Genomic DNA, 21,505 nt, shown 5'->3' with positions numbered 1-21,505 from the left:
AGGAGCTCCAAATAAAAACAATTACTATTCTCAGGATATGGTAACCCGAAACCAGGCAAAATACAGCCGATAGTTCGGCATATTGCAATTTTATTAAATAGCGACATAAGGACATTTGTTTGTAAGACATCTCTCACTAAGCTTGTCGCTATCTATGAAGATAACGCTGACTTTATCAACAAAATACAAAAAGGTCTTTGTTAGATAACAAGTTTTTTTGTAGCCAAATTAATTAATCGAATTTCTAAGCGTTTTTTTGTGGTGTTATCTCACCCAGAGTCTCATATACTTTAGTCATCTCAAGGGGAGAGCACAAAGCAACAGGGAAATGGATTGAGTTGCTGGTCATGGAGTTTGTGCGGTAGGAATGTCAGGAACTAGGATTAGGCTTCGGACAACAGGATATGCCGTTTAAGTAAGGACGTTGATGCACAGGTGGATGGTGCACAGGAATACAGGGAAACAGGAACAAGTCAGGATGACGACACAAAGGATGGTAAGCACGGACTAAGTCAGCATATGGGAGCGCTGATTGCTTTAAGGACAGTACAGGATGTACATCTCGCAGAATGACAACGCAAGGCGAGACATGGAAGAGCATGTAAGGAGTTGATCTCATCAACATAGCAGGACGCTATTTAGAAGATTCCGTCAAGCGCGGCCCGCAAGGGTCGCGCTCTTCTTATTTATGGCCCTTTTAAATTTATACCAATTTCACTTAATACCTGATCAATTTGACGGAGCAAATATGACGCTAACTGTGTTAAAAATTTCTCATTTAGAACCTTTACCTAAGGTATGAGTTCGCAAATTTTTGCCTAGTTATCGAACATATTTTCTCGCCTCAAAATAGAACACTTAATTAAGCAAATTGGTATTAGGCGTTCAACTGCTCACGCCAATTTGCTTTTCTTCCCTTTCAGATACGCATCACGAAAATCGACAAAATGATGGGTCAGGTATTCCGCAGCCTGATTTTCGCCGTTTTCAGCCAACACCACACAAGCAACTTCCGCTGTTCCCAGCTGGTGAGCATGTGGGGCTACCCTCAGCTTATAATCAGATAAGCTTTCTGGTGTCACGGACAAAACAGGAAACTTATCCAGATATGGACTTTTTCGGAACATTTTTTTCGCTTCTCGCCAGGTCCCGTCGAGAAAAATGTAGAGTGGTGTTTTACCACTTTGTCGCGTCACCTGATGTATCACTCGCTCAGTTTCGACATTCTCCGCCGGAAAAACCACCACAGGTTGATACGCGGGATCATTCAGCAGAGCCAGTAAATCAGCATCAGGATCGGTGCGGTCCCAGCGGAACGCATGATTGTCTGGCACAATGTCCGCTATCAGGCGGCCCGTATTAGAAGGTTTGAAACTCTCATTGTGATACATCAGTAAGCATACTGCACTGTTGCATTCAGCTACCTGAATACCGGCACAGATACATAAAGGTTCAGCCAGTAAACACCGCTCGCAACGGGGCAATTTTGATCCCCGAGCCTTGAATTCCCGCCTCGCGGATGCTATTTGTTGAGCTCGTAATGCCAGTACCGAGTTTTCCACGCTTTTCTCCTCAAACTTGGGCCGGCTATCTTAGACAATTCTGATGATAAAAGCAGTATAACAATGATGATAATTGCGCCTTCAACACGCTTAAAATACCGCCTTATAACGCAGCAGGATGCTGAGTTGCTCATTGAGCTCGACAGCGATCCTGCTGTTATGCGCTATATAACTAATGGCCAACCTACTTCTCGCGAGCAAATTGAGCAGTTTTATCTGCCACGCCTGGCCAAGTTTACCAACCCACAACAAGGCTGGGGCCTGTGGCATTGTAGTTTGATTGACGACGAAACTTTTCTGGGCTGGGTTTTGATCCGCCCAATGAACTTCTTCGAGGGTAACATGGATGAACGAGACCTGGAGATCGGCTGGCGCTTCAAGCAAGCCGCCTGGGGGAAAGGCTATGCCACAGAAGCCGCTAAGCATATTGCAGAGCATCTGGCTAAGCAGAATAAGATGGATTATTTGAGCTCGATTGCCCTGAAAGACAATCTGGGGTCAATTAACATCATGAAGAAACTCTCGATGCGCTTTTTAAAAGAGGGAGTTCATGAGGGGCCAGATGGGCCCGTGGGCGCGGTTTATTATCGTAAGGCGATATAAGGACAGCGGGCACTCACGCCCGCTGTCAACAGCATTAGATCGTTAGGAATACGACCAGGAACAGGCCCAGTAATAATCGGTAGATAACAAACGGCAACATACCCATGCGCTCAATCACCTTAAGGAAAAAGTGAATACACGCATAAGCGGAAACAAAAGATAAGATAGTGCCAGTCACAATGGCTCCCCAATCAATCACTTCATCTCCGGTAGCCAGCTTAAGCGTGTAATAGCCACCTGCGGCTGCAATAATCGGGATCGACATCAAAAACGAAAAGCGAGCCGCACTTTGCTTATTTAGTCCGAGCATCATACCGGCCGTCATGGTGATACCAGAGCGTGATGTACCCGGCAGTAAAGCTGCAACCACCTGTGCAAAACCAATGATCAGGGCACTACGCCAGTTGAGCTGGTAAATGGTCTTAGTTTGTTTTGCTGTGGCATCGGCATACCAGAGTAAAAGACCAAAAATAATGGTAGTCGCCGCAATGACCCAGGCGCTGCGGGCAAAGTCCTCAACCAAATCCTTGGCCAAGAAGCCTATAACTAGACCTGGGATCGTCGCGACAATGATCCACCAGCCCAGGCGACTGTCTTCCGTTACACCTTGTTTGCCAAACGATTTAAACCAGGCGCTCAATATATCTGTCACTTCTTTGCGGAAGTAAATCAATACAGCGGCCAAAGAGCCAACGTGAACGGCTACATCAAACGCTAATCCCTGGTCCTGCCAGCCTAATATCTGTGAAGGCAAAATCAAATGCGCCGAGCTGGAGATAGGCAAAAATTCGGTCAACCCCTGGATCAGAGCCAGTACAATAATTTCAATGATACTCATGATAAGGAAAACTCCACTTTCCATAGTTTTTGTTTTTGGTTGTCATATGCTTGCCAGATTTCAGCCATGCTGCAGCCCCGCACAGGGTGAATAAATTCGGGCGCTATTTCTGCCAGCGGCCTTAACACAAATGCGTTCTTGGTGATCTCATCTCGTGGCAACTGCGCTGGGCTGTCACAGATCATATCGTCGTAAAACAGGATATCCAAATCCAGTGTTCTCGGGCTAAATTTCTTATCCTGGGGCGTCCTGCCGTTATCACGCTCTATCTGCTTGAGCAAAGCACATAGTTCCTGCAATGACATATCGGTATGTGCCGCAAACACGGAGTTGTAGAAATTCTTACCGCTGAAGCCCACAGGTTCACTTTCATAGACATCTGAATGAATATAATCAGGAAAATATTCAATGAGGGCCTTAAGCCCCTGTCTAAAATGACGGTCACGCTCCACATTGGAGCCAATACTGATAAAAACGTGCGCCATGTTATCTTGTCCGCGTGATTGCCAGGCCAACTGTTTGTGCCTGAGGAACGGCTGCCGGCTTGCTGACCCGAATGGTGATTGCCTGAATTGCAAATTCTTGCAAAATAATGGCAGCAAGTTGCTCGACCAAGGTCTCCAGCAGTTCAACCCGGCTTGCTTCGGTATGCGCTATTACTCGCTCACTCACCTTGGCGTAATCCACGGCCAGAGTTATGTCATCTTGTTGCGCGGCAGCCGAGATATCGGTCTTCATCTCTATATCAAAGAAAAGGCTTTGTTTACTTTCTTTTTCAAAGTCGTAAACTCCTATTATGGTCTCGACGTGTAATTGCGAGATATAGACCGTGTCCATGTAAACTCCTGACATGACTGATTCGGATCGGCTTTTTCACGTACTCTAGCCGCCTTGAAATAAAGCGACGATGATAGCCCAAATAACGGCAAGAAAAAATAAGGAAGCTTGTGATAGTCAGTTTAATATGTGTTTGTGCTTATTTATTTGGTTCAATCTCTTCCGCGATTTTGATTTCGAGACTCTTTTCTTTGCCCGATCCCCGCTTTGCAGGTTCAAATAACCCAGGCGCAACCAATGTACTGCGCCTCGGAGGTAAACTCCCCGCTGCACTGGTATTGGTATTTGATATTCTTAAAGGCACCATTCCCGTTTGGGGCGCTTATTTTCTTGGTATTGAACCCATCTGGCTTGGTATAGTCGCAGTATGTGCCTGCCTGGGCCACATATACCCTGTGTTTTTTCATTTCAATGGTGGAAAAGCGGTTGCAACGGCCTTTGGTGCCCTGCTGCCGATTGGACTATCACTGGGGGGATGTTAATTAGTACATGGCTGCTGGTTGTCGCACTCACTCGCTACTCGTCACTTGCGGCCATAATCACTGTGCTAGCAGCACCTGCTTATACCTGGATGATAAAGCCTCTGTACACGCTGCCCGTGTGTTTTCTTACCGTCTTGATAATATTTCGCCATAGAGCCAACATACGTCGGCTCCTGAACGGCACCGAGCCAAAGCTCGGCAAAAAGAACGTCGACTAATCTTTCCTAATTTACAATGGCGGCAGGCTGTCCAGCGGCCAACGTGGCTGAGTTTTCATACTCAATTCAGCGGTTTGGCCAGCTTTCAGACGCTGCATACCAGCGTATGCGATCATTGCACCATTGTCTGTACAGAACTCAGTTCTCGGGTAGTATACCTTCCCTTTCATGCCCTGCATCATGCGCTCAAGCTTGGTACGCAATTCAGTATTAGCACTGACTCCACCTGCGATGATCAGACGCTTGATTCCCGTCTCTTTCAGCGCCCGTTTGCATTTAATGGCAAGCGTATCGACTACAGCCGTCTGAAAAGCATGCGCGATATCCGCTTTAGTTTGCTCATCATCGCCGGCCGACTTAATGGTATTTGCAGCGGCTGTTTTGAGACCACTAAAGCTGAAATCCAGACCGGGCCTGTCAGTCATCGGACGCGGAAACACAAACCGACCCGCCACACCTTTTGTCGCAAGCTTAGCAAGCATTGGACCACCGGGGTAATCTAGCCCCAGCAACTTGGCCGTTTTATCGAAGGCTTCACCAGCAGCATCGTCCACAGACTCGCCCAGCACCTCGTATTCGCCGATTCCAGCCACCTTAACCATCATAGTGTGACCACCTGAGACCAGTAGCGCAACAAACGGGAATTCAGGCATCTCTTCTTCCAGCATCGGGGCCAGCAAATGACCTTCCATGTGGTGCACTGCCACAGCTGGGATATTCCAGCCAAATGCCAGTGAACGGCCAATAGATGTTCCCACCAGTAAAGCGCCTACTAACCCTGGGCCTGCTGTATAAGCGATGCCATCCAGAGACTCTGGACCACAGCCCGCCTGTTTAAAAGCGGCCTCAATTAACGGAATGGTTTTGCGAACATGATCTCTTGAAGCCAGCTCAGGAACAACGCCACCATAATCAGCATGAACTTTTACCTGGCTATATAATTGATGTGCCAAAAGTCCCTGCTCATCATCATAGATAGCAATCCCCGTCTCGTCACAAGAAGACTCGATACCTAAAATTCGCAATTTTGATTCTCCACTACTAAAAATTTGGATAAAAAATCAGACTTCAATTGCCAGACCTATATTGGTCTGCCCATCGCTCAGCGCCAATGCCTTAAGAGTTTTAACCGACTGATTATCAATACGAGGCATGTCCGCAACACAGTCAATCAGCTCGCCAAGTACTTCTATTTCGTACTGCATTAAAGGGTGCTCTCTGACCTGTTGATTGTCTGGCTGAATGTCTTCTGCCATTAGCAAAAACTCAATGTACCTTGCAACGGTTGCCTGAGAAATCTTCGCCACGTTGACAAACTCACTCTCATCTTTACTCATCACACCCTGAATAAAACCAAGAAGTGCTGTTGCAACATCGATAGCCGCATACGTGCCAAACATATCAAAATCTTTCAGCTCCGGGACATTAGGCTCAATCTTCTCGATTTGCTTTTCCAGACTAATTTTGCTTTTTGGCAAAAGCACTTTTTCCCAGCATACATTTAGCGCACTGCGCAATATCGCCTCATCGCCGAATCCAGTTGCCTCACTGAACAGGCCGTAGTTGGGCAGCATACGTTCTAATATGGCCGCAGCAAGGACTGCCTTCTGTAAATAATTTAGCTCTCTGATACGCTGAAAATTATTTGCTTTCGTCATAGCTTTTTCCACAGTGCCAGCAATATTGAAACCCTGAACCATTGTGTTCAGAGCAGCCGCGACACTGCCAATCTTCCGATAAGTTGTTTTGCTGGTAGTTTACCAAGATTTCTTCCGCCTCGGGTACTTTTATCGCGCAGACAAATATTTTTATTGTCTCCTGACAAAATGGTATCTCCCCCAATGCGGTAGCCAGCGCTGCACCCTCAACATGTGTTTTGAGCCTCGCTTGTGTCAACAAGCCCAAAATAATATGGGCTTCTAATGGGTTATCCGTGCGATACACACACGTCCAGTCAAACATAGTATTACTCATCGCTGGACTCCAAATTTTTGCTATGATAATCACTATTGTAGCGTGCTTATACGGAGTACAAAAATGACGCTCACCACACCCGGATTGTTGTTCCCCGCAATCTCTTTGCTGCTGCTGGCATATACCAACCGGTTTTTAGTGCTGGCACAGCTGATCAGAGAGTTAAACGCCAGAGAGGGGGAACACCTCAGACCGCTGGTCATTGCCCAAATTGATAACCTAAAAAAACGCATCAAACTGATTCGCCTGATGCAAGTATGGGGGTAATCGCCTTCTTACTATGCACCTTGTCGATGTTTGCACTGTTTATCGACGTGGCTGTCTTCGGCGTGATCTTGTTTGGCGCCAGCCTGTGTTGTCTGACACTCTCATTACTTCTTTCTTTATATGAGATCCACATTTCCTGTGATGCCATTGCGATAGAACTTAACAATATTGAAAAAAAGCCAATACAAGATTAAGCAACTCAGTTTTTTGCTGGCTATACTAACAGAGAACGCATACTGAGCAGAGGTTCTATGTGAGCAGCTTTCTCTTTTCAAATGAGCCACTTAAGGATGACGAGCAAATTACCATAGATAATGCATATTGGGATATTCTGGTGGTCGATGATGAAGAAGACATTCATCAGGTCACCAAATTGGTGCTATCGGATTTCCGGTTTGAGCAAAAGCCACTACGCTTTCATCATGCGTATTCAGCCAAACAGGCAATGGACATACTGAATTCGGAAGAGTCCATTTCAGTTGGCTTGATTGACGTTGTGATGGAAAGTAACCATGCGGGTCTAGACCTTATCAAGTTCATCCGTAACGACATGGCCAACCATGATATTCGTCTTATTCTGCGCACCGGACAGCCTGGTGAAGCACCGGAAGAGTCGGTTATCCGCGACTATGACATTAATGATTATAAAAACAAAACCGAGCTGACTGCGGTTAAATTAAAAACTTTACTCTATTCAGCGTTACGCTCACACCGCGATATTCAGACGATTGAACGACACAAACAGGGGCTTGAACGGATTATTGATGCATCCTCCAGCTTTTTGAAATGCAATAATGTCCAGGACTTCGCATCAACCATTTTGTCTCACGTTGCCGATGTAATGGGCCTGAGCGATTCGGATATCTATTGCGCAGCCGCAGTAAACAAGCAAAATGGCTCCGGGGCAGAATTTCAGCTACTTGCCGCTTCAGGTGCTGGTATCGAGCCAGAGCAAACGGCATTGCCTGATAAGGTAAAAAGCCGTTTTATAGAAACACATAATCGCAAAACATCCAGTAAATCAGATCATGAGTATGTGGGTTACTTTACCAGCCAGGCTGGGCTAGAGACTATGTTGTATGTCAGTAAAAAAGGCCTGTTGCAGCCTACTGATTGTCAGTTACTCGCATTTTTTGCCAACAATATTGCCCTTGCATATGACAACCTGAATCTAAGGGAAACAGTAAAAGAATCGCAAAAAGAGCTCTCTTATATTCTCGGTGAAGCAGTCGAGAAGCGATCCAAAGAAACAGGCTCACACGTAAAACGGGTAGCTCATTACAGTTTATTACTGGCTAAATTGGTTGGATTGAACGATTATAAGGCCGAAATTATAAAGCTTGCTTCACCCTTGCACGATATTGGAAAAATAAGTATCCCGGACGTCATTCTTAATAAACCTGGAAAGCTGAATGACGAAGAATGGGCAATAATGAAGACACATGCCCAACAAGGTTATGAAATACTAAAAAACTCAACAAATGATATTTTGCAATGTGGCGCGATCATCGCTCATCAACATCATGAAAAGTGGGACGGCAGTGGCTACCCTCAAGGCCTGAAAGGTGAGCAAATAGACATCGCCGGGAGAATTACAGCGCTTGCAGATGTGTTCGATGCACTAGGTAGTGTTCGATGTTACAAGCCTGTTTGGACACTTGAAGAAATTCTAACAGAGATAAAAAGCCAAAGAGGTCAACAATTTGATCCCAAACTGGTTGATCTGTTTGTAGAAAATCTGGAACAATTCGTCGCAATACGTGATCAGTACCCAGACTAGTTTTTGTAAGCGAAATGTAAAAAATTCACTTGGATGTTTCTCTAAACTGTATTAGTATTAGGGAATCAACGTTGTCATTGCATTTTTGTTGAAATAAAAGGAATTTCACATGAGATTTGAACAACTCGAGCAATTCGTTGCTTTAGGCAATTTACGCCACTTTAGGCAAGCCGCAGAACAAACCAATATCAGTACTTCCGCACTCACCAGAAGCATTCAGACACTGGAAGATGAGATTGGCTGTGAACTTGTCAAACGTTCTACCCGCTCCGTCAAACTGACCGAGCAAGGCGAGCTTTTTTTAAATTATTGTAAGTCGACCTTGTCGGAATTAGACATAACCAGAAACACTATCAAACAAAGCTTGTTTGGTCGTGATCAGCAGCGCGTTGTTGTTGGTTACACTGCACAAGCAAGTAGCATAGTGCCAACGTCATGTGGACAGTTTTTGGCGGATTTCCCTAACGTCAAAGTTGAAATGCAACTTTTAAGTGAACATGATCTACTTCGCAAGCTTCAGCTTGGTGAAATCGATATCAGTGTTTACCTGGAGTCTGCAACCAGCTTAGTGAGTGATATCCACCTGCCCGACCAACTTGTTTTGTTTGTAGCTAAACAACACCCACTGGCAACACAAGACAGTATTCGTCGCAGCGAGCTTGCTCAATACCCTATGTATGGCTGCTTTTCTCAGTCAAAACAGGTGCAGAACATGCTCAATGAGGCGGTTGAAGGGCTTAACAAGTCAACCAACGTCAAAATCGGTAACATCAGCCAGGTGATTGATGGACTGAAGAATAGCCAGAGCTTTGCAATTGCAAGCATTGAACATTCTAAGGTCATCGCCCAGGATCCTGAGCTAATCTTACTCAAGACTAACAAGGATGCGAGTCATGAACAGATTGTCGTGCAAACCAGTCACCAACTTGGTAGTGGTTCACACGTCAGTAACTTGTTGTCATTAATTGAACAAACAGCACAGAAAAATGCGGTTGCAACAGCCGTAAACAGTTAACCAATCTGGCTAACCGTTTTTCTTGTCCTGTTTAGTTAAATGGGAGTTTTGAGCGAGTTTTAAGCAATACACTCAGTTCGAATGGCGATGTTTTTAGGTCTAACGAACGAGTCACAAAGTAAAAAATTCGCTCACCCTCATCTTTCTTGGCACCTTTTCAAACCACCTGGCTTGCCCGCGAGTTAAACGCCAGCAACCACACCTGCAAACATCGCCAGACCCACGTAATTATTGCTCAAAAAAGCCTTAAAACACTTATCTCTGCTTCTGTCATTGATCTGCCATTGTAGTTTTGCAAGCCAGACCCCGGCAACTGCAAATCCAACCCAGAACCACACGGACATACCTACCTGAATCGCCACCCAGGCCATGCACACCAAAAAGGTCAAATTCAACCCAGCAATCACATGCCTGTCCCAACGCCCAAACAAAATGGCAGTCGATTTAATCCCGATGACCACATCGTCATCTTTATCAACCATGGCATACTTTGTATCATAGGCAACAGTCCAGAGCAGATTAGCAATAAACAGCACCCAGGCAAGCACAGGCACTGTTTCCTGAGCCGCCATAAAGGCCATTGGGATGCCCCAGCTAAACGCAGCACCAAGCACTACCTGAGGTAAATGTGTATAACGCTTCATAAAAGGGTAAACACTCGCCAGCGCCAAAGCACCAAAGGACAGTAAAATGGTCTGCCAATTGAGCATCAGAACCAGAATGAAAGAGGCACCAATGAGTGAAGCAAACAGGGTCAGTGCCTCACCTTCACTTACAGCGCCCCTGGCCAGAGGCCTTTGCGCTGTTCTTTTTACGGCACCATCTACTTTACGGTCAGCAAAATCATTGATTACGCAACCTGCACTTCGCATCATGAAAGTGCCCAGAACGAATATAAGCAACAAATGCCACGGTGGTACGCCGCCAGATGCTATCCATAGGCTCCAAAGTGTTGGCCACATCAGCAACAAAGTGCCAATCGGCTTCTCAACACGCATTAACTGTTTGTATTCTTCGATGTGATCAGCCCGAAGCCGAGATAGCTTCATACCTTAACTCCATTCAGGAATATCTCGCACACCAGCACTTTGCTATCCTGGCGCGTAAACACACTACGCCTTGCAAAACAGATATCGCTGTCTAATGTGCCTTTACTTGGTAAAAATGAGGGTAATGCCTTTTTTGTAGCTTTGTTACCTCAATCTCGCCCCGTTTCCATGCCTGTTGGTCAAACAAGCGCTCACCCAGCGGTGTGCTGCCTATATTGCTCAGACCAAGTGAGTTTGCACTCTCAGGGATCCAGCTTTGCCCATACACCACAGGGATATCATCACAATATAGCACGACCTCACGACACAGCGCGCTGTCACACTTGAGGATAGCCTTCACCTCATGCTCCAGCCTGCACTTTTGTTCGCTGAGCACTTCTACATGCAAAGCGCCACACCGGGCGCGCAGCAAAGCTGTCAAAGAGCCAGTCTCACACAGCAAAGGGTGCAACCTGTCTGGGATGATGTCCTTATACTGGGAAAGCGGTTCCCAGCTTGATCGCAATAAATTTGGCAGATTAAACAAGTCGATAATTCAATTCAGGTAATAACCGCGTCATAATAGCAAAGCTTACTCCGGCAAAAAAGTTTACCTTTCCCTTACTCACTGCTGTTCATAACTCGGTTTTACGTATAAACTAATTCTATTGTTGGTATTTAGTTAAGTATTTTCAGGCTATTATGAATCGTATCTATGTCGCGTTGATGGCAATTGTGCTGATTTGTGTGAGTACAAACTTACGCGCTGAATCAACCGTTGGTTACTTTGGATTTGAGCCTGACATTATTACCAACTATATCGGACAATCTAATAAAAAGCTGGGTTATGTGCGCGTCACGGTCGATTTAATGCTTGATGACGTGAGCAATATCGCGGTTGTCGAACACCACACCCCATTACTGCGTGATGCCATTGTCCAGATATTAAGTAAAGAGCCAGAAGAAACAGTAAAATCACTTACCGGACGTGAGGAAATTCGTCAGCGTTGTGCTGAAAAGCTCAAAACTTTATTAAAAGAAGAGACCGGACAAGAAATCATCCGGGAAGTGCTGTTTACCAAATATTTATATCATTAGGCTAATCAGGCTGCTCTGTTGATTAGCCTGATACTTAATCTCTGGTTCGAACCAGCACAGCCACACCAATACCGCCAATTAAACCAAATAAATGCGCCCAGTTTGCCATATTGATAAACAAAACATCTGTAAAACCTAACACCATCCAAACCAGCATAAACCCAACAACAGGCGTGCTTATCAACGGCGATGATTTTGGATGTAATACAGAATGGATCCAGCAAAAACCCAACAGAGCATAAACCACGCCACTGAGCCCACCAAAGTTAGCATCAGCCAGCAGGTACTGCATCCAGTTACTCAGCAAAGCGCCTGTAATAAAAATTGCACTTAACACCCAGTTACCTAAACGACGCTCAATCAGGTTACCGAGATACACCCACCAGGAAAGGTTGAACACCAAATGCAATAAGCCAAAGTGCAAAAAAGCTGGTGTGACCCAGCGCCAGGGGGTGTGAGGATCAAACTGGAAAGTACTAAAGACAGACTCGACACCATAAACAAAGAAGCTCAGATAAATACCCAGCGAAGTAATAAAGACAGATTTGAGCACCCAACTCAGTTGGCTAAAACGGCGCCACAAATTCAGCTTGGTACCCTGGTATACCAAAGGTGAATCTTTGGGGGAAAGCTGCCAGGAGGCAGCAAGATACTTGTCGTTATAGGGATTGGTAACAAACTCTTGCCAAATTTCATTTGCCTGAGGCCATTGTTCAGCACTCACCCATACTGACGTAACGTGCCCATCTTCACTGGCGACATGGCATTCAATATGCTGAGTCCTCAGGTAGTCTGCGACTCCCTGAACCGCGCGAGGATTATCGTGGGAGCCTAATAGTTTCATTTTGCCACGCTATCAGGCAACTCCTGTGCCCACTGTGTGAAGCCACCATCCATGCTGTAAACATCTTCAAACCCTTGCTCAGCCAGGTAGTTTGCGGCCCCCTGTGAGCTGATACCGTGGTAGCACACAACGATGATTGGCTGTTCAAACTCTTTTTCCTGCAAGAAGTGTCCCAAATTATCATTGGAAAGGTGCTCGGCGCCGGGAATATGCCCCTGTGCAAACGAGTTAGCATCGCGAATATCCGCAATAACCAGATCTGATTGCGCCAGCATATCTTTTGTTTGGGCCACTGAAATATGTTTAAAACTCATAATACTCTCAATTCATTAAGCAGACACAAAAAACACCTCGTTAATGACCACAGGCCCGAGGTGTTTTCAAGAAGGTTAGTTTGGACCTTAATCCCAGTTTAAGATCACTTTACCCGATTGACCAGAGATCATCGTATCAAAGCCCTGCTGGAACTCATCGACATGGAACTGGTGGGTAATAATCGGCTCCAGATTCAAGCCCGACTGGATCAAGCTGGCCATTTTGTACCAGGTTTCGAACATTTCGCGACCATAGATGCCTTTGATCACTAAGCCTTTAAAGATAACCTGATTCCAATCCACAGCCATATCGCTTGGTGGAATACCTAACATGGCAATTTTACCGCCATGGTTCATGTTATTAAGCATACTGTTAAATGCCACAGGTACACCCGACATTTCCAGACCTATATCAAAGCCTTCAGTCATGCCCAGCTCCGCCATGACATCTTCAAGCTTTTCTTCGGCAACATTCACGGCACGGGTTGCACCCATTTTGCGAGCCAGCTCAAGACGATATTCATTCACATCAGTGATCACAACATGACGAGCACCAACATGTTTTGCAACTGCGGCGGCCATTATACCAATAGGGCCTGCTCCCGTGATAAGCACATCCTCACCCACCAAATCAAACGACAATGCCGTGTGCACAGCATTACCAAATGGGTCAAAAATAGAGGCAAGTTCGTCTGAGATGTTATCAGGGATCTTGAATGCGTTGTAAGCCGGGATCACCAGATACTCTGCGAAAGAACCCTCACGGTTTACGCCTACGCCGATTGTGTTACGACACAAATGGACGCGACCACCGCGACAGTTACGACAGTGACCACAGGTAATATGGCCTTCGCCTGATACACGGTCGCCAATCTCAAAGCCACGCACTTCCTGGCCCATATCGACCACTTCACCTACGTATTCGTGCCCAACCACCATAGGAGTTGGAATGGTGTTTTGCGCCCATTCATCCCACTTATAAATATGGACATCGGTACCACAAATGGCGGTTTTACGGATTTTGATCAGCAGATCGTTATGCCCTACTTCCGGTTTGGGCGCATCCGTCATCCAAATCCCTTCTTCTGCTTTTAACTTGGATAATGCTTTCATGTGTTTTCACTCGTTAGAAACACGCAAGCCCGTGGCCTGCGTTAAAATTCGCTTATTGCTGAACGCCACCAGGGAGTAATTAGATGACACCTAGCTCTTTACCAATGCGGATAAAGGCATCAATTGCTTTGTCCAGCTGCTCTGTGGTGTGCGCCGCAGAGATTTGAGTACGGATCCGTGCCTGGCCTTTTGGTACAACCGGATAAGAGAAACCAATCACATAAATCCCTTCAGCAAGCAACCGGTCTGCCATGTCCGATGCCACTTTTGCATCGCCCAACATCACCGGAATAATGGCATGATCTTTACCTGCACAGGTAAAGCCTGCTGCTTCCATTTTAGTACGGAAATGCGCGGCATTTTCCCACAACTTGTTACGCAGTGCCTGGCCTTCTTTCATCATATCCAATACTTTGATTGAAGCTGTAACAATAGACGGAGCCAGCGAGTTTGAGAACAGGTATGGACGAGAACGTTGACGCAACCACTCTACAATCTCTTTTTTACCAGATGTATAACCGCCTGACGCGCCACCCAGTGCTTTACCTAAAGTACCTGTAATGATGTCAACACGATCCATAACACCACAATACTCAGGCGTACCACGGCCGTTTTCACCCACAAAGCCTACGGCATGAGAGTCGTCGACCATCACCAGTGCATCATATTTATCCGCCAGATCACATAGCTCAGACAGGTTACAAATTACCCCATCCATTGAGAATACGCCGTCGGTTGCAATCAGCTTAGTTTTTACACCCGCCTCATCTGCTGCGATCAACTGCTTTTCAAGGTCAGCCATGTCGTTGTTGGCATAGCGGAAACGTTTTGCTTTACACAGACGCACACCATCAATGATAGATGCATGATTCAGAGAATCCGAAATAATCGCATCATCCGGACCTAAAATAGTTTCGAACAGACCTGCGTTGGCATCAAAACACGAAGAATACAGGATGGTGTCTTCGGTTTGCAGAAAATCGCTGATTTTGGCTTCCAGTGTTTTATGGATATCCTGAGTACCACAGATAAAGCGTACAGACGCCACACCAAAGCCATGATCGTCCAGACCACGCTGAGCAGAAGCTATCAAGTCTGGGTGATTAGCCAGACCAAGGTAATTGTTTGCACAGAAGTTGATAACACTTTCGCCGGTTGATACTGCGATTTCTGCTTGCTGCTGAGAAGTGATCACACGTTCTTTTTTGTATAAACCCTCAGCTTTTACTTCTTCAATCTGTTGCTGAAGCTGGCTGAAAAATGCCGCTGCTCTCATCGGGAGTCTCCATTAGTTGCACGGAGTGTGTACACCTGGCACACACTAAAACGCCGATATCGTTTATGGTCAATACCGGCTGTGTCATTTAGATCATTGTTGATATTTTAAAAGGTTCGCACCTCAATTGCACGGTTTGTGATTATCTTGTTCACCAGCGTATTGTAAACGTTTATGAGATAAACGGAGGTACATCAATAACCTGACGAAGTGAGCCACACACATAATCAGCCGTTGCCCGTACTTCGTCAGTGAAAGTCTGACCAGATTCCACCAGTATCTTGGTTGCCACGCCTGCTGCGCGTGCCGCCTGCATGTCAGATCCTTTATCTCCAACCATCACACTACGCTTAGGATCGATATCAAACTCTTCAATAGCCTGAAGTAACATCCCAGGATTAGGTTTACGACAATCACACTCTCGCTGGTAGGGGGGCTGGGCTTTATGCGGATGATGAGGACAAAAATACACACGTTCAATTTCTATGCCATGGGCCAGAAACTGCCTGCACATCCAGTCTGTCAGCTGAACAAACTGAGCTTCGTTATAATAGCCTCGACCGATACCCGACTGGTTAGTGACTACGATAAGCTTGTAGCCCTGAGCCTGAAAGTGCTGACATGCTTCAAATACACCATCTATAAACTGAAAGTCTTCAATCTTGTGGACATAGGCATGGTCTTGATTGATCACCCCATCTCTGTCTAAAAACACGGCTTTGTGTGTCATAACTGTTCCTGCTGTACTACATGATCGAACATCTGGGTCACCCGTTCAACAGAGATCTGACTCATCAAATCGCTGCCCTTCACACGAGTGCCCCACTTAAGCTGCTGTGCCGTTTTGCCCTTTTGTGCCAAGACGCTGTCATGGTAAACCTCAACCACATAATCCTGATAGAGGTATGGACCGGTGCGTTTAGGGTTAGAGTGTGCGTATAAACCAATCACGGGCGTGCTAACCGTCACCGCCATATGGGCAGGTCCGGTGTCTGGCGCCAACACCAGTTGTGCCTGCTCTAACACGCATAACAAGGTTTTTAGTTTTGTTTTACCAACCAGATTTAAAATATCGCACTGAGTATGGCGAATTATTTCATCACTGAGAGTACGCTCGAGCTCAGTCGGTCCACCAGTGAGCACCACGCTAAAACCCTGCGCCGTAGCATATTCTGCCAGTGCAGCATACCGTTCGGGCAACCAGTTTCGTTCGGCTTTGCTGGCCGCGGGAGAAATCACAAAGATGCGTGTCAGCCCGTTTAAAAGTGCATGTGCCTCCTGCTTGTCAGTATCACTCACCGGCATTTCCCAGCGTGGGGCGTCACACTCAGCACCTATCGCACGGGCAAAATTTTGAAACCCTTCCAGCACATGAGGCTCACTTTGTGGCGCAATGCGCTGGTTGATCACCAGCGAATGTAGCTCTTTAGAACGACCCTTATCAAAGCCAATTTTAACTTTCGCAGGAATACACCGAGCGGCCAGGTTGGCGCGAAACGCCACCTGCATATGCAGAAGCACATCGAACTTGTGTCCTTTAAACCGGGCTTTTAGCTGCTTAAACGCCGCTTTCCCCTGCTTTTTGTCAAAAATAACAAATTCCACCCCTGGCAGATCTGCCAATAGCATGGCTTCAACCTTGCCAATCACCCAAGTGATCTTTGCCTGAGGGTGCGCCCGCTGAATCGCCTGAACCGCTGCAACGGCATGGCATACATCACCAATGGCCGAAAGCCGAAGAATACATATAGAAGAAATTGCCTGAGACACACATTTCGCCTGTAACTGAAAATAAGCATCCGATCTTAAATAAAACCCATCATTTTGCAACCAGTGAGATTTTCCCCGAAGGGAAAAGTCGTTACACTGACGCCTGTCGTCGCAGCACGCACTACAGAGAAGTCATGCTAAAAATAGAAAAACACCACACTCATTATTTGCTTCGTACCAGCCATACACCTGAGGCATTGTCTCTGGACTGGTTTAACCTGATCTACTGGCAACAACACGATGCTGTTGTGACGTCTAAACAGGGTCGAGCAGCTGCATGGTTCGTGCGTTATGCACCACATAATATCGCCGTACTCAAACATTATTGGCGCGGAGGCTTAATTGGCAAATTACTCAAAGATCAATACTTGTATACCGGCCTAAAACATACCCGAGTGTACCAGGAGCTGGATTTGCTCAACCAGCTTGCCAGTCTGGGGTTACCAGTTCCAACGCCTTTAGGAGCTCGCGTGAGCGTATCAGCAGGAATTTATCGTGCCGATATATTAACGGATGCAATCGCTGGTGCACAAAGCTTATGTGAACGGCTGCAATCGGCACCTTTATCTGTGCGAGATTGGCAGCGGGTCGCATCTACACTCGCTCGCTTTCATCAGGCCGGAGCGTATCATGACGATTTAAACTGCAACAATATTCTCTTTGATGAGAGCGGCGAGGTTTACCTGATAGATTTTGACAAGGGCGCACTCAGAGCGCCAGAGACCGCCTGGCAGCAGGCGAACATAGACAGGCTGGCACGTTCACTTAAAAAAGAAGCATCGCGTTCAGCACAGTTTTTCTGTTCTGAGAACGACTGGCAAACATGTCTCGATGCTTATCAGGATGCAATGACAAAAAAGCCGATATAAACCGGCTTTTTTGCTCTATAACATCGCGGGGTTACTCTGTTTCTCTGGCCTTAGCAATGATATTCGACGTCGAGCATCCATCCAAAAATGGCAGGACATCAACCTGCCCGCCCATTGCTAAGACATGATCAGCACCAGCTATTTCAGACACCTGATAATCACCACCTTTCACCAAAATATGTGGGCTGATCTGTTCAATCAGTTTAGCAGGCGTGTCGTTTTCACTCTCTTTACCGAAAGGGATCACCCAGTCAACAGAAGCCAGTGCCGACAGTACCATAGCCCGTTCATTGAGTGGGTTGATTGGCCGCTCCGGACCTTTCAGTCTGGAAATTGACTCATCATTGTTAAGTCCCACGACCAGTCTGTCACCTCTGGCCTTTGCTTGCGCCAGATAACGCACATGTCCGGCATGCAGAATATCGAAGCAGCCATTGGTAAACACTATGGTTTCGCCGTTTTGTTTGGCAAACTCGATGTGTTTGAGTACTTCCTCATATGGCGTCTGATAATGCTCACCGGTTTGGCGCAGATACTGGCCCAATTTACGGCTCAGTTCCTCTGGAGTCACAGTTGCAGCGCCCAGTTTAGCAACAGCGATACCTGCCGCCAGGTTAGCCAGCTCGACAGCTTCACTGGCCGAAAACCCGGCACCCAACATAGTCGTTAATGTCGCGATCACCGTATCACCAGCACCTGTCACATCGCTCACTTCCTGGACCTGTGCAGCAAAATCGTGTTTTTCATCTTGGGTGATCAGCGACATGCCCTGCTCCGAGCGAGTCAGTAGCATAGCACCAATACCGGCTTGTTCTATCAGCGCTCTAGCGCTGCTTGTCAGCGCTGCTTCATCACGGTCATCACCACCTGCAAGTCGGAATTCATTGAGGTTAGGTGTAATATAATCTGCACCTCGATAGCGGCTCAGATCAGAAGATTTGGGGTCAATCAGAACCGTTTTACCTGCTGCTTTGGCGACGGCAATCATCTGTTCAATACAAGTCAAAGCACCTTTGTTGTAATCCGAAAACAGGATGAAATCATAGTCGTTTACAACCTGCTCCAGGCGGGTCAATAGCAACTGACTATGAGACTGTATAAATGGCTCTTCAAGATCCAACCTGACAACCTGCTGATGACGGCTGATCACGCGCATTTTAGCTATGGTTGGCAACTCAGCAACCGTCACCAATTGCGAGGCAATCTGCTCTTTTGCCAGAATAGATTCCAGCTGACGACCATTGTCGTCTTCACCAATAAGGCCCAACAAGCCAACCTGTCCATCCAGGTGAGCAATGTTTTTCGCGACGTTTGCAGCACCACCAGCTTTGTCTTCTAGGCTGCTAACCTTGACAACCGGGACAGGCGCTTCCGGAGATATGCGCCCTGTGTCACCATGCCAATATCGGTCCAGCATCACATCGCCGACTACCAGGACTTTGGCCTGATTTAAGTTTCTCAGTGCACTCAGGTTCATGCTGATTGCTCCGCAATAACCATGTCCACAGCTTCACATAACCAGTGGCCAATGAACATATGTGCTTCTTGGATCCGTGCTGTTTCGTCAAAGTCTATGATAATCGGTAACTTAGCAATATCTTTTACTGTCCCACCACTGCGGCCAGTCAGAGCAACGGTAAAAGCGCCGATTTCGTTCGCAGCCTTAAGTGCAAGGTTAATGTTTTCACTGGTACCCGAGGTCGTCAGGCCAATCACCAAGTCTTCAGGTTTACACAGAGCCTGAACCTGGCGTTCAAAAACCGTATTAAAGTGGTAGTCGTTGCTGTGCGCGGTCAAAATGGAGGTGTCAGTCGTCAACGCAATGGACGCCAGTGGCCCACGCTCCAACTTATAACGAACCACAAACTCAGCAGCTAAATGTTGCGCATCAGCCGCACTGCCACCATTACCAAACCAGATCACCTTGCCACCAGCTTCCAGCGTTGCTTTACAAGCAGCCAGTAATTCCAGTGACTGGGTATGATAATCAGCCATTTTTGCGAACAACGCCATGTGTCGCTCTAAGCTGGCCTGATAGCTTTGTTTGATGTGATCATTGATTGACATAGTGATCCTTAAAAAATAATGCGACTTTGCATTCGTTGCAAAATCAAATATAACCCGTGTTTTAATAATTAGGAGGCACTTCGCACCCAATTACCAGTATACATCGACCGACAGCCAAGTGTAGCTTTCTCCGAACACGTCTTTACCGTAGGTCAGTGATGTTTCCACTTGCTTCTCATACATCTGCCGTGTGTTGGAGACAGACAGCTCAACAGCTTGCTCATATGCATCGCCAGTTTGACCAAGTTCATTAAGGTAATTGCTGGTATTGTCTATGGTTGAGAGTTTAACTCGCCAAAGAGACTCCAGACTCTCTCGATAGCTCACTTCCAACATCTGTACATCTGTAGGCGTCGCATCTCCAAATGTGCGCTGGTTCGCCGCTGCATGACCCACCACAAATCCATCTATTGTGTTACCCGATTTTTCATAAATTCCGTTTACATACCAGAGACTGTGCATATTGGTATATTCGTAGCGCAGTGTGATATCTTTGGTCAGTGATGGCAGGTACACACCAAAACTGGCTACCGTATTACCAAACTGGTAGTTTTTATGATTTTTGGTATCTTCACCACCATATTCCAGATACCACTGAACAGGTTGGATCCAATTAGTTGTAAATGTACTGGTGATAGTAGCCCATTGGTCTCCCAGCTCATTATCCCTACCACCTGTTAGCCCGCTGTTATCGTTACCGGCAGGGTCAAAATAGGCTTTTACAACATCTTTCAGGTCGACCTTTCTTGGTCCTCCCCCAAACTGCATCATTCGGTTTATGCCGATTTTCCAGTTGTCCAGCGGCTCAAAGCTGATGTGCGTACCAGCTAGTTTTGGTGTGCCGTCATGCAACTCACCTTGATAACTAATACCTTTTTCAACATGTTCTAGTTCAGAATAAAACAGCTCGAAGTCAAAATTCCACCAGTTGTCCAGCGGTAGGTTTAAGCCTAGCGAAGCGGACAATGGAGCTTTGGCATTATTTGAGTATACCTGAGCACTGTGCTTGAACGGCGAGAACCAATGCTCTTTATAGCCTAAAGTCAGCTGCAGATTATCTCCACCTAAAGCATAGAAAGTGTTATAGGGCACAACCTTGCCAGCATCCACACGATACTCCGCACCGATTTGAACCAGGCTGGTATCGCTGCCACGCCATATCCCATCAATCGATAACTCCGCATATTCACTACTGTGGTTTCCCCTGTCGTTTGCAAGCTGCTGTGTTTCGCCCGAGTCTATTCTCAATTTGACGCCACGACGTGTAATCGCATCCCTTTGCAGATAAGGGGCTAATCGTGTTTTGATACTCTGAAACAAGGCAGGATCGAGCGTTTTGAGCTGAGACAGAGTTTTATTGATTTCAGTAATTCGATAAGGCTTAGCCATTGGGGCTGTGCCCGTTAAAACAAACATCTGATCAATTTGGTATTCAAGAATGTTGTCTTTACCTAACGGTAAAAAAGCCGTTGGCATGGCAAAAGACTGCGCTGCACCTAGCAGACACAATGAAGACAGCGTGATTTTACGAAAGGACAACTTAAAACCTT

At 46.4% G+C, this 21,505-nt stretch carries 23 protein-coding genes and 2 pseudogenes; 7 read left to right on the top strand and 18 right to left on the bottom strand.

Annotated features, from left to right (window positions below; all coding sequences use genetic code 11):
• Positions 1-893: 893 nt before the first annotated feature.
• The gene (locus ELR70_RS08560; RefSeq protein WP_054014578.1) at positions 894-1,562 is read right to left on the bottom strand and encodes a tRNA-uridine aminocarboxypropyltransferase; all 669 of its coding nucleotides are present in this window, start codon (positions 1,560-1,562) and stop codon (positions 894-896) included.
• Between the two features lie 63 nt (positions 1,563-1,625).
• Between ELR70_RS08560 and ELR70_RS08555 the strand changes: the two genes are divergently transcribed.
• On the top strand, positions 1,626-2,165 hold the full coding sequence (locus ELR70_RS08555; RefSeq protein ID WP_082353142.1) for a GNAT family N-acetyltransferase: 540 nt from the start codon (positions 1,626-1,628) through the stop codon (positions 2,163-2,165).
• Positions 2,166-2,199: 34 nt separating this feature from the next.
• Here ELR70_RS08555 and ELR70_RS08550 read toward each other — a convergent pair whose 3' ends face one another.
• From ELR70_RS08550 to folB, 3 genes are read right to left on the bottom strand one after another with little or no spacing between them, the layout of a single operon-like run.
• Positions 2,200-3,003: an undecaprenyl-diphosphate phosphatase gene (locus ELR70_RS08550; RefSeq protein ID WP_054014577.1), complete on the bottom strand. Its 804-nt coding sequence runs from the start codon at positions 3,001-3,003 to the stop codon at positions 2,200-2,202.
• Positions 3,000-3,488, bottom strand: a complete 489-nt coding sequence (gene folK / locus ELR70_RS08545; RefSeq protein ID WP_054014576.1) for a 2-amino-4-hydroxy-6-hydroxymethyldihydropteridine diphosphokinase — start codon at positions 3,486-3,488, stop codon at positions 3,000-3,002. The genes ELR70_RS08550 and folK overlap by 4 nt, the downstream gene beginning before the upstream one ends.
• 1 nt (position 3,489) lies before the next feature.
• A complete protein-coding gene (gene folB / locus ELR70_RS08540) occupies positions 3,490-3,840 on the bottom strand; it encodes a dihydroneopterin aldolase (RefSeq protein ID WP_054014575.1) in 351 nt (116 codons plus the stop codon).
• 110 nt (positions 3,841-3,950) lie between these two features.
• On the opposite strand from folB, the pseudogene plsY reads away from it, so the two are divergent.
• Positions 3,951-4,540 (top strand): annotated as a pseudogene (gene plsY, locus ELR70_RS08535) (glycerol-3-phosphate 1-O-acyltransferase PlsY).
• Between the two features lie 11 nt (positions 4,541-4,551).
• Here the strand turns inward: plsY and tsaD are convergent.
• Genes tsaD through ELR70_RS08520 form a run of 3 tightly spaced genes read right to left on the bottom strand, consistent with a single transcriptional unit; the run spans position 4,552 to position 6,514 of the window.
• Positions 4,552-5,565, bottom strand: coding sequence for a tRNA (adenosine(37)-N6)-threonylcarbamoyltransferase complex transferase subunit TsaD (gene tsaD, locus ELR70_RS08530; RefSeq protein ID WP_054014574.1), 1,014 nt, complete (start codon positions 5,563-5,565; stop codon positions 4,552-4,554).
• 36 nt (positions 5,566-5,601) lie between these two features.
• On the bottom strand, positions 5,602-6,198 hold the full coding sequence (locus ELR70_RS08525) for a YjaG family protein (RefSeq protein WP_054014573.1): 597 nt from the start codon (positions 6,196-6,198) through the stop codon (positions 5,602-5,604).
• Positions 6,182-6,514, bottom strand: coding sequence for a DUF2007 domain-containing protein (locus tag ELR70_RS08520; RefSeq protein WP_054014572.1), 333 nt, complete (start codon positions 6,512-6,514; stop codon positions 6,182-6,184). The genes ELR70_RS08525 and ELR70_RS08520 overlap by 17 nt, the downstream gene beginning before the upstream one ends.
• Positions 6,515-6,577: 63 nt before the next feature.
• Here ELR70_RS08520 and ELR70_RS08515 point away from each other — a divergent pair.
• The 3 genes and pseudogenes from ELR70_RS08515 (at position 6,578) to ELR70_RS08505 (ending at position 9,576) form a co-directional block, all read left to right on the top strand.
• A pseudogene (locus ELR70_RS08515) lies at positions 6,578-6,975 on the top strand (DUF2721 domain-containing protein).
• Positions 6,976-7,034: 59 nt separating this feature from the next.
• A complete protein-coding gene (locus ELR70_RS08510) occupies positions 7,035-8,561 on the top strand; it encodes a DUF3369 domain-containing protein (RefSeq protein WP_054014570.1) in 1,527 nt (508 codons plus the stop codon).
• Positions 8,562-8,670: 109 nt separating this feature from the next.
• Complete coding sequence (locus ELR70_RS08505; RefSeq protein WP_054014569.1) at positions 8,671-9,576, top strand: LysR family transcriptional regulator; 906 nt, start codon at positions 8,671-8,673, stop codon at positions 9,574-9,576.
• Positions 9,577-9,758: 182 nt separating this feature from the next.
• On the opposite strand, the gene ubiA is transcribed toward ELR70_RS08505, so the two are convergent.
• Both ubiA and ELR70_RS08495 read right to left on the bottom strand, forming a co-directional pair.
• Positions 9,759-10,625 carry a 4-hydroxybenzoate octaprenyltransferase gene (gene ubiA / locus ELR70_RS08500; protein WP_054014568.1) on the bottom strand — a complete coding sequence of 289 codons (867 nt, stop codon included), beginning with the start codon at positions 10,623-10,625 and terminating at the stop codon, positions 9,759-9,761.
• A 91-nt stretch (positions 10,626-10,716) separates the two neighbouring features.
• Positions 10,717-11,130 (bottom strand): chorismate lyase, encoded by a 414-nt coding sequence (locus ELR70_RS08495; RefSeq protein ID WP_277749880.1) that lies wholly within the window; start codon positions 11,128-11,130, stop codon positions 10,717-10,719.
• Between the two features lie 176 nt (positions 11,131-11,306).
• On the opposite strand from ELR70_RS08495, the gene ELR70_RS08490 reads away from it, so the two are divergent.
• A complete protein-coding gene (locus ELR70_RS08490) occupies positions 11,307-11,702 on the top strand; it encodes a flagellar basal body-associated protein FliL (RefSeq protein WP_054014566.1) in 396 nt (131 codons plus the stop codon).
• Positions 11,703-11,736: 34 nt separating this feature from the next.
• Here ELR70_RS08490 and glpG read toward each other — a convergent pair whose 3' ends face one another.
• The 6 genes from glpG to ELR70_RS08460 all read right to left on the bottom strand — a co-directional run bounded on the left by glpG (position 11,737) and on the right by ELR70_RS08460 (position 17,019).
• Entirely contained in the window at positions 11,737-12,546 is an 810-nt protein-coding gene (gene glpG, locus ELR70_RS08485; RefSeq protein WP_054014565.1) for a rhomboid family intramembrane serine protease GlpG, read from the bottom strand.
• Positions 12,543-12,860 carry a thiosulfate sulfurtransferase GlpE gene (gene glpE, locus ELR70_RS08480; protein ID WP_054014564.1) on the bottom strand — a complete coding sequence of 106 codons (318 nt, stop codon included), beginning with the start codon at positions 12,858-12,860 and terminating at the stop codon, positions 12,543-12,545. The genes glpG and glpE overlap by 4 nt, the downstream gene beginning before the upstream one ends.
• Before the next feature lie 87 nt (positions 12,861-12,947).
• On the bottom strand, positions 12,948-13,973 hold the full coding sequence (gene tdh / locus ELR70_RS08475) for an L-threonine 3-dehydrogenase (protein ID WP_054014563.1): 1,026 nt from the start codon (positions 13,971-13,973) through the stop codon (positions 12,948-12,950).
• A 79-nt stretch (positions 13,974-14,052) separates the two neighbouring features.
• Entirely contained in the window at positions 14,053-15,249 is a 1,197-nt protein-coding gene (locus ELR70_RS08470) for a glycine C-acetyltransferase (RefSeq protein ID WP_054014562.1), read from the bottom strand.
• Positions 15,250-15,421: 172 nt separating this feature from the next.
• Positions 15,422-15,979 (bottom strand): D-glycero-beta-D-manno-heptose 1,7-bisphosphate 7-phosphatase, encoded by a 558-nt coding sequence (gmhB, locus tag ELR70_RS08465; protein WP_054014561.1) that lies wholly within the window; start codon positions 15,977-15,979, stop codon positions 15,422-15,424.
• Positions 15,976-17,019, bottom strand: coding sequence for a glycosyltransferase family 9 protein (locus ELR70_RS08460; protein WP_054014560.1), 1,044 nt, complete (start codon positions 17,017-17,019; stop codon positions 15,976-15,978). The genes gmhB and ELR70_RS08460 overlap by 4 nt, the downstream gene beginning before the upstream one ends.
• Positions 17,020-17,153: 134 nt before the next feature.
• On the opposite strand from ELR70_RS08460, the gene ELR70_RS08455 reads away from it, so the two are divergent.
• Entirely contained in the window at positions 17,154-17,888 is a 735-nt protein-coding gene (locus ELR70_RS08455) for a 3-deoxy-D-manno-octulosonic acid kinase (RefSeq protein WP_054014559.1), read from the top strand.
• Between the two features lie 31 nt (positions 17,889-17,919).
• Here ELR70_RS08455 and hldE read toward each other — a convergent pair whose 3' ends face one another.
• The 3 genes from hldE to ELR70_RS08440 form a co-directional block, all read right to left on the bottom strand.
• Positions 17,920-19,365 (bottom strand): bifunctional D-glycero-beta-D-manno-heptose-7-phosphate kinase/D-glycero-beta-D-manno-heptose 1-phosphate adenylyltransferase HldE, encoded by a 1,446-nt coding sequence (hldE, locus tag ELR70_RS08450; protein ID WP_054014558.1) that lies wholly within the window; start codon positions 19,363-19,365, stop codon positions 17,920-17,922.
• Positions 19,362-19,955: an SIS domain-containing protein gene (locus ELR70_RS08445; RefSeq protein WP_054014557.1), complete on the bottom strand. Its 594-nt coding sequence runs from the start codon at positions 19,953-19,955 to the stop codon at positions 19,362-19,364. The genes hldE and ELR70_RS08445 overlap by 4 nt, the downstream gene beginning before the upstream one ends.
• A 90-nt stretch (positions 19,956-20,045) precedes the next feature.
• Positions 20,046-21,494 (bottom strand): capsule assembly Wzi family protein, encoded by a 1,449-nt coding sequence (locus ELR70_RS08440; protein ID WP_054014556.1) that lies wholly within the window; start codon positions 21,492-21,494, stop codon positions 20,046-20,048.
• Positions 21,495-21,505: the final 11 nt, after the last annotated feature.

The organism is Pseudoalteromonas sp. R3, assembly GCF_004014715.1.
In the GTDB taxonomy this organism is placed as follows: Bacteria; Pseudomonadota; Gammaproteobacteria; order Enterobacterales; family Alteromonadaceae; genus Pseudoalteromonas.
The sequence above is the reverse complement of the archived record's forward strand: the minus strand, read 5'-3'. Positions and strand labels throughout refer to the sequence as shown.